This window comes from Blautia hominis, assembly GCA_002270465.1.
Classification (GTDB): domain Bacteria; phylum Bacillota; class Clostridia; order Lachnospirales; family Lachnospiraceae; genus Blautia; species Blautia hominis.
In genome coordinates this window covers 588,719-603,328 of sequence record NQOF01000003.1, presented here as the reverse complement: position 1 = coordinate 603,328, position 14,610 = coordinate 588,719, and the positions used below count along the sequence as shown (strand labels likewise).

The following is a 14,610-nucleotide window of genomic DNA, read 5'->3' as shown; positions in this document are numbered from 1 at the left end:
TTTTCTCAAATTATCAGTTCTTTTTACATTTTAAATGGGCTTCCTGCATTTTACAGCAAGCCCATGTTAGTATAGCACGAAGGTTTGGGGGGAATCAAGCATTTCTTATGATGATCACTCCCCTTTTAAAACTTTATTTAACACATCCGCCAAGGGTTCCATGGCATTCATTTCCTCCTCCACGGTATTGGTCTGGGCACCGCATTCCACCAGGAGGGCTTTTGGCCGCAGATGCAGGTTATAGCGGTATCCTCTCAGATATATGGTGCGCAGCCATTCCGGGTAATACTGCTTTGCCTGGAGAGCGAGCTGCAGGGAAAATGCCAGGTTATCCTGAATGTAAGGGTTTGGCAAATACTCAATATCCCCGTTTTGGTTGGTACGGCTCAATCCGTTGAAAAACATGATCTTCGCAGTTGGCTTGCCGTTCACGTCTGTGACCAGGTGTTTATCGTCCGGCACGCCGTCTCTATGTAAATCAATGACTACCTCCACGCTGGGGTTCTCCTCCAGCACCTGGCTGATTTTGTCCTGTGCATAATTATATGCTTTGTTTCTGTCCAGTTTTCCGTCCACAATGTCAAAGGTATCCGTCACATGAAGCACATTGTAGCCGTATGTATCCCGCAGCAGCGTAACCAGATACTCCCCGACTCCCACAATGCTGGTACTGGGATCGCCGGGATTGGAATCAATAAATTCCTCCTGGGAGTGGCTGTGGTACACCAGGATCTGAGGCTGGTCGCTGCCTGTTGTCATTTTTAAATCCTCCGACACAAGTGCCGGGGCATTGAGCTGGTCACTGTTGATGCTGGTCGTCTTATCTATCGTATAAAAGTTGCTTATCACATAGTCAAAATCCTGGAACATATCAAGTGAAATAGGATTCACTATAGCATTGGCGGCAGAGGCCTCCTGCTGCCCTGCGTCTCCCGCGTCTGCTGTCTGTGTATTGTCTTTGCCTGTCCCGGCCTCCTGCTGGCTCCCGCCCTCTGTGTTCCCGGCGCTTTCCCCGTTCTCACTCTGGGCATCCACGCCTCCTGTATTTTCCTCACCGGAACCGACCGGTCCTGCCTCCTGGTTTTCCTCCAGCAGCTTCGCTTCCAGAAAATCGGAATTCTCCTCCATGATCTTCTTGTCTGTCTCCTGGTCTTTCTCCGTCTCTTCCATTTCTTTTGCCTGGATAGTCCCCAGAAACGGAAGCTGTTCCTCCACCTTGCTGCAGAGCCACTCCACAGGCGTCTGGGTCTTCACCCCCTCCGTCTCCAGGATTCCCGGCAGATACGCTTCGATGGCTTTCTCCTGGGCGTCCCTGCACATATTCACCAGCGTTTTTTTATCTAATGACATTCCTTTTATGAGAATATATGCTCCAACAGCACATAAGAGCAGCCACAACACGATCCGCAGAAGCTTTCCATCATCCATCTTCTTCACCCTATCACCTCATATCTATATATGAGACAACTTACATGAATTATGCGTCCGGAAGAAAAAAACAAGGACGTGTTTCCGGCTGCTGTCCCCTTACGATCCCACTTTCGTGTATCAGTGGGATCATGGGACGGATGGAGTGCAGGATGTTGTCAAGCCTGCTCGAATGCCATGTTCAGCCCCTCGGAAATAGTATAAGACAGGCGTTTTACGGTCTCATCCACATCCTTTGGGGTCACAAACATACTGTGCAAGGAAGGGGAGATCATTTCTTCAAGAAATTCTTTTTTCTCTGATTCTTCCAGTGTATCCAGCAGGTGAGCCATGGAGTCCTGCACGATCGTGGCGGCATCCACCACGGTGGGCACACCGATGCCGATCACTTTCACCCCCAGGGTTTCCTCACTCAGCCCGTTTCTGTGATTTCCCACGCCGGAGCCGGGATTGATGCCCGTGTCTGTGATCTGGATGGTCCGGTTCAGGCGCTTTGTACTGCGCGCCGCCAGGGCATCCACGGCAAACACCACGTCCGGCTTTGTCTCATCCACCACCCCGCGGATGATCTCCAGAGTTTCCATACCGGTCTGGGCCATAACGCCGGGAACCAGACCGCTGATACTGTTGGCATACTCTTTCCCCATGCTCTGCACACCGTATTCCTGGATGACATGTCTGGTGATGTGCAGATTGGAGACCACATCAGGACCCAGGGCATCCGGCGTCACATCCCGGTTGCCAAGCCCTACCACCAGTGCAGTCAGTTCTTTTTCCACAGGTACCAGCTTTTTAATGTGCTTTGCCAGTTCTTTTGAAATCTCCCTGTGATAATCCTCATCCGGCACAGACATGTTGGGTGCCTCCAGCGTAATATAAACTCCCTGAGGACGTCCCATAGCTTTCGCTCCGTTTTCTGTCTCTATCTTCACCGTAGTGGTGCGGATATCTTTCTCCTCATTGTAGTCCTCCTCGATGATCACACCTCGGATCTCCACATTGTCCTCCTCGAATTTCTCTTTCGTCTCCAGTGCCAGGTCCGTGCGTATTCTTCCTAAAGCCATATCAATCTTTCCTTTCCAGATATTTATATGCTGCTATTCACAGGTACTGTCCCGGGAAGTGTTTTGCAAAGCAAAATCCCGGGTTAGCCAGCGCCCAAATGCAAGTTATTGCATTTTGCACCCTTAAGGGCAGAACTGTGCACCGCGAAGCCTGCTGCTGTCCGCAGTTCTGTCCTGACAGAGCTGTGAACAGTAACATTTATGCCTATTTTTTGCATTTTGGGGGATTTTATGTATTGACATTTACATTTAAATCAACTAGAATAAAAAAGCATGTGGTACCGGCGTGTCCGTGTCTAACCGGTACAAAACCATAACAAACGGTAGAAAGCAGGGTTCGCAGGCTTTTTATTGTAACGAATAAAAATAATTATAGAAGAAATTAATTTTGGAGGTGTACGGTTTGGCAAATATTAAATCCGCAAAAAAAAGAATTTTAGTGAACAAAACAAAGGCTGATAGAAATAAATCTATCAAATCAGCAGTGAAAACTTCTATCAAAAAGGTAGAAGCAGCAGTTACAGCAAAAGATAAAGAGGCAGCTGCAGCAGCACTGCTGAATGCTATCTCTACAATCGACAAAGCTGCATCCAAAGGTGTTTACCACAAAAACAATGCAGCAAGAAAAGTTTCCAGATTATCCAAAGCTGTAAACGCACTCTAATCCTATAGACAGAATTTACAGATCCCGGCTGCCCGTCATCAGCCGGGATCTTTTTATACCCCTTTTCGGTCTCCAAATACCGAACACTATTTTCAGATACACGCCTCTGCCGTGTGATTCTGCCGGGATGGAGCACCAGTTCCCGCTATCCACTCCGGGTGCACGCCTGACGCGGATATCAGGCACTGTTTACTGCAAGACTTATGCAGCGCTGTATTAGCTGCTGAATTTCACCAGCAGAAGTTCCACGCTCATCACATCATTCATATAGCCTGTCTTTACTTTCGCCTCTGTCTGTACACATTCCTCCACCGTGGCCCGCAGATCCTCTGTGCTGTACCTGTTTGCATAACCGGCATAATTTCTCACTACAAAAGGCTGGAGTCCTGTTCTCTTGGCGATGGCTGACTGGTCATATCCTTCTTTGGAAAGCTCTTTCACCTGCATGATCAGATTAAACTGGCGGGCAAGCAGAAATAGGATCCTCATGGGCGGCTCTTTTAAGGACAGCAGGTCATAATACAGATCCAGCGCTCTCTTCTGCCTTTTCTCCGTCACGGCTTTGATCATGTCAAAAATATGATTGGTGATCTGTGTGGTGCACACAGCCTCTATATCCCCTGCAGTGATGACATCCCGACCCATGGTGTAACAGAGAAGCTTTTCCAGCTCCTTTTCTATGTTCCCCATATCTGTCCCTGTCTTTGTCAGAAAAAGTTCCATATCCCCCTGGGTTATCTTCTTTCCTTCCCGCTTCATCATATTTAACACCCACCGGATCAAGGTTTGGGAATCCTGTTTTGCAAATTCCACGACTCTTCCGTACTTCTTTACTGCCTTGTACATCCGGCTGCGCTTATCTACTTCATCCTCCACAAAGATCATACAAAGGTAATCCGGCAGTTCCGCCATGTACTCCGGCAGATCCGTACACTGACTTTTGAAAAATCCCGTGTCTTCCAGCATGATCACTCTGCGGTCAGCAAAAAAGGGCATGGTCTCCGCCAGGTCAATCACACTTTTAGGCTCTGTCTTTTTGCCCTCGAACAGGGAGAAATTCATGCTGTCATCTTCCGGCAGCAGGGCTGCCTTCATTCTATGTTTATACTGCTGTTTCAGATAGGCCTCCTCCCCGCAGAAAAGATAGACCTTTTTGAAATCCTGGTTTTTTATGTCTTCCTGTAAACTTTCCATTATAGTTACTCCTTTTGCTGCGCTTTCAAACTCCCGTGCAGATTAGATGTAACAGTTCAGACAAGCTGAACCGTTACGCATCCAGCCATTAAAAATCGCTTCGCCATGGGCCGGATGCCTGCCGGCACTACTTTTTCATACGGTCAGCGCAGTAAATGCGCAGACCTGTCTGAATTGTTACGATTAGATACCCTCTAGTTTACCATGGATTTTTTATGCTGAAAAGATACTTCTGATCTTTTTCCGTCCGTGACCAGAAACACGGCTCCCAGTTCTTTTGTCTGAAATATTTTCACCTTTTCCTCTAAAAGCCTTTCGGTCAGCTCTCTGTGGGGATGTCCGTAGCGGTTATCTTCCCCGCAGGATATGATGCCTGCAGCAGGCTTCAGCGCCTCCAAAAAACGCAGGGATGTGGAATTCTTTGAGCCGTGATGCGCCACTTTCAGTACCTGCGCCTTTATCTGTTTCTGCTCCAGAGCCTCTGTGACTGCTGTTTCCCCTGCGCCCTCCATATCCCCGGTAAAAAGCGCCCTAAAATCCCCCAGAGACAGAAGAAGGACCTGGGAGGCTTCGTTGCTGTCTCCCTCTGTATTTTCATAGGGATAAAGACAGCGCAGTTCCAACTCTCCGCTTTTGATCCTATCCCCTCCATAGAGATATAAAATCCGACATCCTGCCTCACGCCCGGTCTTCTCTATTACTTTACGCTTCTCCTGTTTGTCATTGCACTCTGATAAAAAAAGCTTTTCTATCCGCAGAGTTGTCTCCCGGTTTCTGATGGCCTTCAGCAGCTCTCCGATACCATTTATGTGGTCATCATCCATATGGGAAAGAAAAATAGCGTCAACCTTCCGGATTCCCATGCATTTAAAAAAAGGCAGGATCCTGTAATTCCCCACACCGGACACACTGCTGCTCCCGCCGTCGACGACATAGGTTTTTCCCTCATACATAACCACAGAGCAATCCCCCTGGCCCACATCTAAAAAGGTGATCCTCAGTTTTTTGTCCGGTATCCTTACGAAGAGCAGAAAAACCCCCAGAATCAGGGGAAGATACCGCAGCAGAATATGCCGCTTTTTCTCCTCCTTTCTCCCCCGCGCCGCCCACACTGCCAATAAAATATAATACAGCAGAATTTTCCACATTGCGGGCCTGCCTGTTATCACGGAAGCAAAAGGGATCTGTCTCAAAATCTGTCCCATAAAAAGATACATCTTTAGGAAAAAGGCTCCGGGCAGCATGAAAAGCTCTCCCAAAAACGGAACTGCCAGACCTGCCAGACACCCGAATACCCCGGAACCCAGCACGATCCCCACTGTAGGCAGCACCAGCAGGTTCACCAGAATCCCAAATACAGGCAGTTCATAGAAGAAATACATCTGTATAGGAATTGTGGCAAGCTGCACAGCCAGGCCGGATTTCAGTGCCATTGCCGTCTTTCTTTTTTCTTTCTTTTCCGAAAACGCCGGATAGACCACAGCCAGCCCCAGAATAGCCCCAAAGGACAATAGGAACCCGCTGTCATACAGATATCCCGGACTTTCCAGAAGCAGCAGCACTGCCGACAGCGACAGAGCGGAGAGCAGATCGTATGTCCGGCCTGCCGCCATGGCCCCCACTGCAAGAGAAAACATGATCACCGCGCGCATCGCAGAGGCACTGCTCCCTGTAAATATCCCGTACTGCATCATCAGCATGACAGAGATCCCCCCTGCAGCCGCCACCGGCACACGCAGTTTCCGCAGCAACCGGAACAACCCCCATCCCAGAAAAGAGAGATGGGTACCACTGATGGCAGCAATATGAAGAACTCCGTCCAGCTTCAGCAGCAGCTGGTCCTCCTTACCGATCTCCTGCTTTTCCCCCAGCAGCATCGCGCAGAAAATCCCTCCTGTGTCAAAAGGTGCCAGCTCCAGTATCTTGTCACTCAGGAAACTCTTCACCTGGCAGCGCAGTGCTTCAAAAGACCAGGCATCCGGGGGAAATGCTTTCATACTGCTGCCCTCCAGATACCATTTGATCTTCCTGGCATAATAATAGCTCCTTTCATTAAACTGCCCCGGATTAAAAGGAAGAGGAATCTGCTGCAGATCTCCGGTAAGGCGCACTTTTCTGCCCGGCCTGACGGTATTGTCTGCCAGATCATTTTTGATATTTACTTTTACCTGTTCTATGGAATATTTGTTAGGATCACTTAGAATTTTTACTTGTCTGATATATAGAGTGGTATAAAAAGAATTGCTTTTTGTCTCATAAACCCTGCCCTCAAGCACCGCATGGTCCGGGCTGCAGCCGTTTGGCAGAACCGGGGGAGCATTCCCGAAAAAGGGAACTCCCGCCAGGTTCAGACACCAGATGACTGCCATAAAAAGCAGGGCAAAGGCACACAGAGGCCGTTTACTCATCTGATGCATCCTCCACTAAGCTGTAATCTGCCTTATAAAGTTTATCCAGGCTCATGCTCTCCCGGAACGTGACCTTTGTCTCCCCCTCCACGGAAATCTGCACGCCGTGTATCTTGCACGCATCCATCAGGGAATTGACAATGGAATAAACAGGCAGCTCCTGCTGTACATTCATACTCTGGTTCATAAAGGTCTTGTCCAGGTTCACATAGCACACCCCCTCCACAATAGATACTCCCAAAATCTTGGTATCCTTTGCAATGGTGGGCTGGGCATCCGAATCGCTGGGCGGACCTTTTATCAGTAACTCCACGATTTTTTTCTCCAGCGGCACATTTATGCTGTAATACCCGCCGCCGTTTGTCACCTTCACCAGCTTGTCACCGGCCTTATTGGCAAAGTACAGATTCACATCCGCATAGACATACGAATTGGGGTTCTCACCTTCATTTTCCACAAAGGTGTCCTTGTCCATGGCACCGTAGGCATTGCCGCTTGAATCTGTCACCGGCTCACCGCCCACCAGGAAAGTCACATTGATGACTCCCGGAATCTGGGTGAAGGATTTTACGATCCCCGCCCGCACAAGGATCTCCCTGGTATTCTTCATCTTGGTATAGGCTTCATTAAAATTCAGCACGACACCTCGTCCGTCAAATTCATACTCCTGAATCTTTACATCATCCGGAAGCAGTTTTATATAATCATCGCTGTCCACAGGCTCCGTCAGCTTTTTTGCCATCTCGCTCACCATGCTGGCAGTCACCCGCTCTTCCGGTACATAGTCATCCTCAACCAGAGCTTCCTCTGTGGGGGATAGGTAATACATCCTGTATTCAGCTTTCTCTGTATTATCCGGCATCTTCTGCTTCCCGCACCCTGCCAGAGCGCATACTGCCAGCAGAAGAATTCCCATCAATCCTATTTTTCTCAATGCTGCCACCTCCTTTTAAGCAATATAGGTCAAAGGAATTCTCACAGAGAAGGTGGTTCCTTTATGCTCTTCACTTTTTACTTTTACGGCGCCCCTGTGCATAACAATGGCATTTCTGGTGATGGCAAGACCAAGGCCTGTGCCGCCGATCTCTCTGGAGTGGGATTTGTCCACCCGGTAAAAGCGCTCAAATATCCTGTCAATACTCTCCTCAGGAATACCAATGCCGGAGTCCGCAACAGATACATAAAAATATTTATGGTCAGCATTCAGCGTCACTCGTACCCAGCCGTCCTCCGTATTGTATTTGATCCCATTCTCCACCAGGTTGGACAGGGCCAGACTCAGTTTCACCTCATCCACCTCAGCCACTACCGGCCGGTAACTCTCCAGGATCAGTTCCACCTGTTTTGCCTCAGCAATCGGCTTTAACCGCTTCAGGATATTCTCCAGAAGCTGGTTGATGTTGACCTCGGCAATGTTTAAGTCAGAGGCTTTTTTGTCCATCTTCACCAGGGAAAGAAGGTCTGTAATGATCTTATTCTCCCTGTCTATCTCCACAGCGATATCCTGCATAAATTCCTGATACAACTCCACAGGTACATTCTCCTGCCCTACCAGGGAATCCGCCAGAACCTTCATGGAAGTCATGGGCGTCTTCAGCTCGTGGGACACATTAGATACAAACTCCTGCCTGGATTCATCCAGAACCTTCATACGGCTTAACATCTTGTTGAAGGCATTGGTTATCAGCTCTGTCTCTGTATAATCAGGAACCGAGATCTCCTCATCCAGATATCCGTCCGTCAAATCCTCAATGGATTTGGTGACCCTGGAGAATGGCTTCACTAAAACACCGGCAAGAAAGTATCCGAACACCACCACAAGCAGACAGATGGCAATGAGAAGGAGATTCCCCCTCTGTTCCAGCATATCAACACTGTCTGCGATCTCGCTGGTGGAAATACTCATGAGCATTACACCCTTGACTTTTTTCTTTCCCGGTACGGTCAGAGGGCTTGTAAGTTCAATATAAGAGTTCTTCTTATCATAATGCGGTGTATTTTTCTCCCCCTCAAAGGACCGGATCACCTCCTCTGAGAGCACATATCTTCCCACGTCGATATCAAACGTATCTTTGACGACTTTGAAATCCTCATTGATGATCAGGATCCTGCCATTGTAAATAGCAGACAGCATGGATAGCTCATTATTGATCACCTCCGATTCCGGATGATTCAGATAGTCCTCCTTCATGAGCTGGTTCCCCAGAATATCGCACTGGTTCTTTACATTGACGATCCTGATATCCACAGCCCGGTTCTCATAACTGTTCACAATGACATTTTCCACAATGATACTGGGAACAATGCCGATGACAATGAGGATCAGCAGGATCCGAAACCGCAGACTCTTAAAAAATGTATGTTTTATTTTTTTTCCAAACAACTTCACAGACTCCCTTTTTCCTTATACCTGAAAATAATATCCCACACCCCACTTGGTATGTACATACTTTGGCTCACTGGGAGTCTCCTCGATCTTCTCTCTCAGACGACGGATATGGACGTCAACCGTGCGCACATCCCCCGGATATTCGTAACCCCACACCAGATTCAGCAGATTCTCCCTGCTGTAAACCTTGTTTGGATTCTTTACAAGAAGTTCCAGAACGTCAAATTCCTTTGCAGTCAGATTGACTTCCTTATCGCTTATGAAAACCCTGCGGCTCTCGCAGTCCAGACGCAGGTCTCCCACTGTGATGGAACCGGTGCGCTCTGCCTGCTTCTCGTCCTTTTTGGTCCGGCGCATAATGGCCTTGATGCGGGCCTTCACCTCCAGAATATTAAACGGCTTGGTAATATAGTCATCCGCACCATATTCAAGCCCCAGTATCTTATCCATGTCCTCGCCCTTGGCAGTCAGCATAATGATGGGTACCTGGGAAAATTCACGGATCTGCTGGCAGACCTCCAGGCCGGTCATCTTGGGAAGCATAATATCCAGAAGGATCATATCATAATTGTTCTCCCTGGCTTTCTCCAGCGCTTCCTCCCCATCGTACGCGCAGTCCACTTCCATATTATCCTGCTCCAGGCTGAAACGGATTCCCTTTACGATCAATTTCTCATCATCCACAACTAAAACTCTTTTACTCATTTAATTATCTCCTCATCCTTAAGTTTGCCCGTTATGCCGGACTATATCTCAGTAAGAAATATAGTTTTTTATTTTTTCGTAGGTCTTGCCTTTGATGCCGGGCACCTGCTGGATATCCTCCGCAGATGAAAACTCCCCGTGTTCTTCCCGGTAGGCGAGAATTGCTTTTGCCTTTACCTCCCCGATGCCGGGAACTGTCTGCAGTTCCTCCTGGGTTGCTGTGTTGATATTTACTGTGCCTTGGGCTTCCGCTGAATCCGCTGCATCGGGCGCTGCACCGTTTGCCGGCAGATCCATATCTCCCCCGTCTCTTCCCGGGTCTTGTCCGGCCTGCCGGAATGCCTCTGTCTCCTCCCTGGTATAGATCTGAACCCGGCTGCCATCCGACAGGACAGCCGCCTGGTTCCACCAGTCCTCATCTGCCGCCTCAGCAAAACCTCCGGCAGCAGCGATCCCTTCATAGAGCCGTGCTCCTTCTTTCAGGTAATACACACCCGGCTGGTTTACAGCGCCGCACAGGAATACACAGATCTGCTGTGGAGCCGCCTCCTCTTTGGGAACATCCGGTTCTTTTTCGGAATCTTCCTTTCCTTTTGGCTCTGCAGACTCCTTCGGTACACTTTCCTCCTGCTCCGGCCGGTCCCCGGACAGCAGAAGTGTTTCCTCCTGTTTTTGACAGGATGACATAAACAACACGGACAGCACAAGCAGTCCGAAACATATCTTCTTATTCATTACAGCATATCTCCTCTCAGCAGTAGGCTAAAAGGTTCCCAGTATGCATAACTATTTCTATTTTATCGAATTTAGTCCCATATTACAATATCAAATTCCATAACTTTTCCCTCATATTGCTTTATGAAGGAAAAAATGATATGATTAAAACAATTATTCAGAACGAAAGAAGCAGCAGACACGAGGAGGGTCCCGTATGACTCACAACCGTATATTCCATCTGCTATGCGGCATTTTAGCTGTTCTGTGTCCCGTACTGATCCTGGCCTCCTGTTCCGCGGCCAGCGCATCGTCCGGCTCCACAAAAAAATCCAGCACTTCCCAAGCAGAGAAAAAAGAAACGGTACGCCCCAATACGCCGAATGTCCATGTGCCCGAGGCGTCAGGAACCGCCGTACTTGGGGCAGAACCCCTGATCATCGACGTTTCCCACACAGACCAGGGCTACATTATGGCCCGGTATACAGGGGATGCAGCCAAGGCCAATATCCAGATAGACGGCCCTGACGGCATTAATTACAAATATTTCATAACCTCCGGTCCCTATGTGACCATGCCCCTCACTTCCGGGGACGGTTCATACACCATAAGCACATATGAAAATATAACAGGTGACAAATATGCAACACTCTACAGCGAAACCATTGATGTAAAGCTGGAGAGCGACTTTATTCCCTACCTGTATCCTAACCAGTATGTGGATTTCACCCCGGACAGCCAGGCTGTGAAAACCGCTCAGGAACAGGTCAAGACAGCCTCCTCCGATCTGGATGCTGTGGCGGATATCTACAATTATGTCATAGAGACCATATCCTACGACGAGGAGAAAGCCAAGACCGTCCCAAACGGATATCTGCCGGATTTGGACGAAACCCTTTCCTCCTGCAAAGGCATCTGCTTTGACTATGCCTCCCTGATGACCGCAATGCTGCGCTCCCAGGATATTCCCACAAAGCTGGAGATCGGCTATTCCGGCAAGGTATATCACGCGTGGATCAGTGTATACATCAAGGATGTGGGATGGATCGACAATATCATTGAATTTGACGGAAAGAGCTGGAAGCGCATGGATCCCACCTTTGCCTCCAGCAATAAGAACAGCAAAAAGATATTAAAATACATTGGTGACGGAACTAATTATACCGTACGGTATACCCGTTAGAAAGGAGCAGCATGAAAGTTTTATCCAACAATGAACTCTCAACCTTCTGCAGCCAGATGGCTCTCATTCTCCGCTCCGGCATCTCCTCCACTGAGGGGCTTACCATTATGCTGGAGGATGCACCCCAGGAGGAAGGGCAGCAGATCCTCAAAACAGTCCTGGAGCAGATAGAACAGACAGGCTGTCTCTGGTCCTCCCTTAAGGAAGCGCAGGTCTTCCCCAAATATCTGTGCGATATGGTAGAGATTGGAGAGCAGGCAGGCCGTCTGGATGATGTCATGTCAGCCCTTTCCGAACATTATGAGCGGGAGGATGCCATTTCTAAAAATATTAAAAGCGCTGTCACCTACCCTCTGGTTATGATCCTCATGATGCTGGCCGTTGTACTGGTGCTGGTCACAAAGGTCATGCCTATCTTTGAACAGGTATTTGAACAGCTTGGAACCGGCCTTACCGGCATCTCCAGAAGCGTTATGGGATTGGGGCAGGTTTTGAACCGGTATGCTCTGGTTTTCCTATTGCTTGCCGCTGTAGTGATCGTGCTGTTTTTCTATTTTTCCTGCACCAGCAAAGGGCGGCAGTCTCTTAAAAATTTTGCCGGACGATTTTTCCTGACCAAAGGCCTTTCGGAAAAAATAGCGGCTGCGCGTTTTGCAAGCGGCATGTCCCTGGCTCTTAGCAGCGGCCTGGATACAGACCAGAGTCTTGAAATGGTATCGCGCCTCACGGACCACCCTGTCATGCAGGAAAAGATCCAAACGGCCAGGGACCTGATCTCGGAGGGCACTGGATTTTCGGAAGCACTTTCCAATGCCGGGATCTTCTCCGGGCTTTATGCGCGCATGGTCAATATCGGGTTCCGCACAGGTGCCATGGATGATGTGATGCGTCAGATTGCCGTCCAGTACGACGAGGAAGTAAATGAACGGATATCCGGTATCGTCTCCAAACTGGAGCCGACTCTGGTTGCTGTTCTGTCTGTGGTGGTTGGCATGATCCTTCTGTCTGTCATGCTCCCGCTCATGGGAATCATGTCCAGCATCGGATAAAGGGGGCCGTCATATGAACCGATTTCAAACTGAAAAGCGCCGTCCCTTACACAGACTGCTTCTGCCCGCCCTCGTATTCCTATGTCTGATGTGTTTTCTGTTCTACGGCATGTCCTCTGTCTCCTCCGCCACACAAAAGGAGGAGGAACGAAGCCTGAAACAGGCTGTCATCAAAAGCGCTGTGCACTGCTACGCCGTGGAGGGGAGTTACCCGGAGAGCCTCACTTACCTGGAAGAGCATTACGGGATCACTTATGACCATGACAAATACCTGGTCACATATGAGGTGGTTGGCTCCAACCTGATGCCGGATGTGGATGTCATACCATTAAACAACAGGGAGGTGGCACCATGAATCCCAGCCGGAACCAGAAACATTTTATAGATGTCCTTTTCACCCTTGGGCTGCTCTGCGTATTTGCCGCCTCTGCGCTGGCTGTAGTGCTCATAGGAGCACATGTATACAAAACCACAGCCGCCGATATGGATGCCAATTACACCACACGCACGTCCCTCTCCTATATAGCCGAAAAAGTACGCCAGCACGATGAATCCGGCAGCATTTTTCTGGGAAAAGTCGAGGACAGGGATGCCCTGATCTTTCTGGAGACCATAGAAGATAAGGAATATGCCACCTACATCTACGAGGATAAGGGATATTTAAAAGAACTTTTTACCCAAAAAGAGAAAGAGCCAAAGAAATCCCAGGGGGAATCCATACTGGAAGTAACGGATTTTACTATCCAGGAGGCATCCAAGGGCCTTTTTCGGTTCACGGCAGCAGACAGGCAGAAACATTCCCTGTCCCTGCTGATCCATGTACAAAGTGAGTGATCTGTCAGAAAGGAGATTCCAGTGAGAGAACGGCAAAATACAAGGTCCAGTCTGTTTTTGATCGAACTGATCCTTGCAATATTATTCTTTTCCCTGGCCAGCGCTGTGTGTATCCAGGTTTTTGTAAAAGCGCATTTTATGAGTCAATCGGCAAAGGAACTGACCCTTGGCTCCAGCTATGCCTCCAGTGCTGCTGAGGTACTGGCCCACACAGACGGCTCCTATGAGGCAGTGAAAGCACTTCTGCCTGAAGCAATGGAAACGGACGGGATCATTTACCTATGTTACGACAAAAACGGGGAAACCTGTGCCCAGAAGGACGCAGCCTATTATCTCTATATCGAGCAGACCGCCTCCCCACACAGCAGAGAAGCCCGGATTGACTTTACAGACTTAGACGGTGACAGTCTTTACCATCTGTCTATCAAAATCCCCGTAGCCCGCAAAGCCGGGACAGCTTAACAGAAAGGAGTCCGCAAAATGGAAAAAAGCAGAAAACCCATACTGGGGGTAGGCACATCCTCTATCCTGCTGATCTTTGTCCTGCTCTGCATGATAACTTTTGCTGTACTCTCTCTTGTCAGCGCCCGCTCGGATTACCGTTTGAGCCAAAAAAATGCGGAGCATACCAAAGATTACTACGAAGCGGAAAGCAGGGCAAATGAAATCCTCATGACCATTGACAAATGTCTGGAGGAACAGTATACGCTTTACGGAAATACGGAGGCGTACCTGCAGCATGTAAAAACGGCTCTGGAAGATACCGATGGAATCGTATTTTCTTCCCAGAGGGAAATAGAATATCATGTGCCTGCAGGAACAAAACAGGAATTGTCTGTAGCCCTTCTCCTGCCCGAAGATTTAAAGGAGGGGGACAGTTATTATCAAATCAAGCGCTGGAAGCTTGTAAATACAGAGACATGGCAGCCGGATGAAACACTGCCTGTATACGGAAGCGACACATAACTCAGGAAAGGA

15 protein-coding genes are annotated in these 14,610 nt (G+C 48.8%); 7 read left to right on the top strand and 8 right to left on the bottom strand.

The annotated features are described in order from the left end of the window. Nucleotides 1-114: 114 nt before the first annotated feature. Both CI595_RS13265 and gpr read right to left on the bottom strand, forming a co-directional pair. A complete protein-coding gene (locus CI595_RS13265; protein WP_095173834.1) occupies nucleotides 115-1,437 on the bottom strand; it encodes a stage II sporulation protein P in 1,323 nt (440 codons plus the stop codon). A gap of 149 nt (nucleotides 1,438-1,586) precedes the next feature. Next, complete coding sequence (gene gpr / locus CI595_RS13260; RefSeq protein ID WP_095173832.1) at nucleotides 1,587-2,492, bottom strand: GPR endopeptidase; 906 nt, start codon at nucleotides 2,490-2,492, stop codon at nucleotides 1,587-1,589. Nucleotides 2,493-2,895: 403 nt separating this feature from the next. On the opposite strand from gpr, the gene rpsT reads away from it, so the two are divergent. Beyond that, nucleotides 2,896-3,156, top strand: coding sequence for a 30S ribosomal protein S20 (gene rpsT / locus CI595_RS13255; RefSeq protein WP_095173831.1), 261 nt, complete (start codon nucleotides 2,896-2,898; stop codon nucleotides 3,154-3,156). A gap of 216 nt (nucleotides 3,157-3,372) precedes the next feature. On the opposite strand, the gene holA is transcribed toward rpsT, so the two are convergent. From holA to CI595_RS13225, 6 genes are all read right to left on the bottom strand, one after another. Beyond that, on the bottom strand, nucleotides 3,373-4,350 hold the full coding sequence (holA, locus tag CI595_RS13250) for a DNA polymerase III subunit delta (RefSeq protein WP_095173830.1): 978 nt from the start codon (nucleotides 4,348-4,350) through the stop codon (nucleotides 3,373-3,375). Between the two features lie 194 nt (nucleotides 4,351-4,544). After that, nucleotides 4,545-6,758: a DNA internalization-related competence protein ComEC/Rec2 gene (locus CI595_RS13245; protein ID WP_162291877.1), complete on the bottom strand. Its 2,214-nt coding sequence runs from the start codon at nucleotides 6,756-6,758 to the stop codon at nucleotides 4,545-4,547. Beyond that, on the bottom strand, nucleotides 6,751-7,701 hold the full coding sequence (locus tag CI595_RS13240) for a GerMN domain-containing protein (protein WP_243135162.1): 951 nt from the start codon (nucleotides 7,699-7,701) through the stop codon (nucleotides 6,751-6,753). Before CI595_RS13240 ends, CI595_RS13245 begins: the two co-directional genes overlap by 8 nt. Before the next feature lie 6 nt (nucleotides 7,702-7,707). Further along, nucleotides 7,708-9,141 carry a sensor histidine kinase gene (locus tag CI595_RS13235; protein WP_095173828.1) on the bottom strand — a complete coding sequence of 478 codons (1,434 nt, stop codon included), beginning with the start codon at nucleotides 9,139-9,141 and terminating at the stop codon, nucleotides 7,708-7,710. 21 nt (nucleotides 9,142-9,162) lie between these two features. After that, nucleotides 9,163-9,852: a response regulator transcription factor gene (locus CI595_RS13230; RefSeq protein WP_095173827.1), complete on the bottom strand. Its 690-nt coding sequence runs from the start codon at nucleotides 9,850-9,852 to the stop codon at nucleotides 9,163-9,165. 48 nt (nucleotides 9,853-9,900) lie between these two features. Continuing rightward, on the bottom strand, nucleotides 9,901-10,587 hold the full coding sequence (locus CI595_RS13225) for a ComEA family DNA-binding protein (protein ID WP_095173826.1): 687 nt from the start codon (nucleotides 10,585-10,587) through the stop codon (nucleotides 9,901-9,903). Nucleotides 10,588-10,783: 196 nt separating this feature from the next. Here CI595_RS13225 and CI595_RS13220 point away from each other — a divergent pair, with 196 nt between their 5' ends. The 6 genes from CI595_RS13220 to CI595_RS13195 are packed head-to-tail and all read left to right on the top strand — an operon-like array spanning nucleotide 10,784 to nucleotide 14,598. Continuing rightward, nucleotides 10,784-11,749, top strand: a complete 966-nt coding sequence (locus CI595_RS13220) for a transglutaminase-like domain-containing protein (RefSeq protein ID WP_095173825.1) — start codon at nucleotides 10,784-10,786, stop codon at nucleotides 11,747-11,749. Nucleotides 11,750-11,760: 11 nt separating this feature from the next. Then, nucleotides 11,761-12,798, top strand: a complete 1,038-nt coding sequence (locus CI595_RS13215; protein WP_095173823.1) for a type II secretion system F family protein — start codon at nucleotides 11,761-11,763, stop codon at nucleotides 12,796-12,798. Nucleotides 12,799-12,811: 13 nt separating this feature from the next. Beyond that, nucleotides 12,812-13,153 (top strand): hypothetical protein, encoded by a 342-nt coding sequence (locus CI595_RS13210; protein WP_095173821.1) that lies wholly within the window; start codon nucleotides 12,812-12,814, stop codon nucleotides 13,151-13,153. Continuing rightward, nucleotides 13,150-13,632, top strand: a complete 483-nt coding sequence (locus tag CI595_RS13205; protein ID WP_095173819.1) for a DUF4860 domain-containing protein — start codon at nucleotides 13,150-13,152, stop codon at nucleotides 13,630-13,632. Before CI595_RS13210 ends, CI595_RS13205 begins: the two co-directional genes overlap by 4 nt. A 21-nt stretch (nucleotides 13,633-13,653) precedes the next feature. Continuing rightward, nucleotides 13,654-14,094, top strand: coding sequence for a hypothetical protein (locus CI595_RS13200; protein ID WP_095173817.1), 441 nt, complete (start codon nucleotides 13,654-13,656; stop codon nucleotides 14,092-14,094). Between the two features lie 18 nt (nucleotides 14,095-14,112). Beyond that, nucleotides 14,113-14,598, top strand: a complete 486-nt coding sequence (locus tag CI595_RS13195) for a hypothetical protein (RefSeq protein ID WP_095173815.1) — start codon at nucleotides 14,113-14,115, stop codon at nucleotides 14,596-14,598. Nucleotides 14,599-14,610: the final 12 nt, after the last annotated feature.

Coding starts and splice junctions, on each gene's coding strand:
- gpr (WP_095173832.1), bottom strand. CDS start 2,492: ATGGCTTTAGGAAGAATACGCACGGACCTGGCACTGGAGACGAAAGAG.
- holA (WP_095173830.1), bottom strand. CDS start 4,350: ATGGAAAGTTTACAGGAAGACATAAAAAACCAGGATTTCAAAAAGGTC.
- CI595_RS13245 (WP_162291877.1), bottom strand. CDS start 6,758: ATGAGTAAACGGCCTCTGTGTGCCTTTGCCCTGCTTTTTATGGCAGTC.
- CI595_RS13230 (WP_095173827.1), bottom strand. CDS start 9,852: ATGAGTAAAAGAGTTTTAGTTGTGGATGATGAGAAATTGATCGTAAAG.
- CI595_RS13225 (WP_095173826.1), bottom strand. CDS start 10,587: ATGAATAAGAAGATATGTTTCGGACTGCTTGTGCTGTCCGTGTTGTTT.
- CI595_RS13220 (WP_095173825.1), top strand. CDS start 10,784: ATGACTCACAACCGTATATTCCATCTGCTATGCGGCATTTTAGCTGTT.
- CI595_RS13215 (WP_095173823.1), top strand. CDS start 11,761: ATGAAAGTTTTATCCAACAATGAACTCTCAACCTTCTGCAGCCAGATG.
- CI595_RS13210 (WP_095173821.1), top strand. CDS start 12,812: ATGAACCGATTTCAAACTGAAAAGCGCCGTCCCTTACACAGACTGCTT.
- CI595_RS13205 (WP_095173819.1), top strand. CDS start 13,150: ATGAATCCCAGCCGGAACCAGAAACATTTTATAGATGTCCTTTTCACC.
- CI595_RS13195 (WP_095173815.1), top strand. CDS start 14,113: ATGGAAAAAAGCAGAAAACCCATACTGGGGGTAGGCACATCCTCTATC.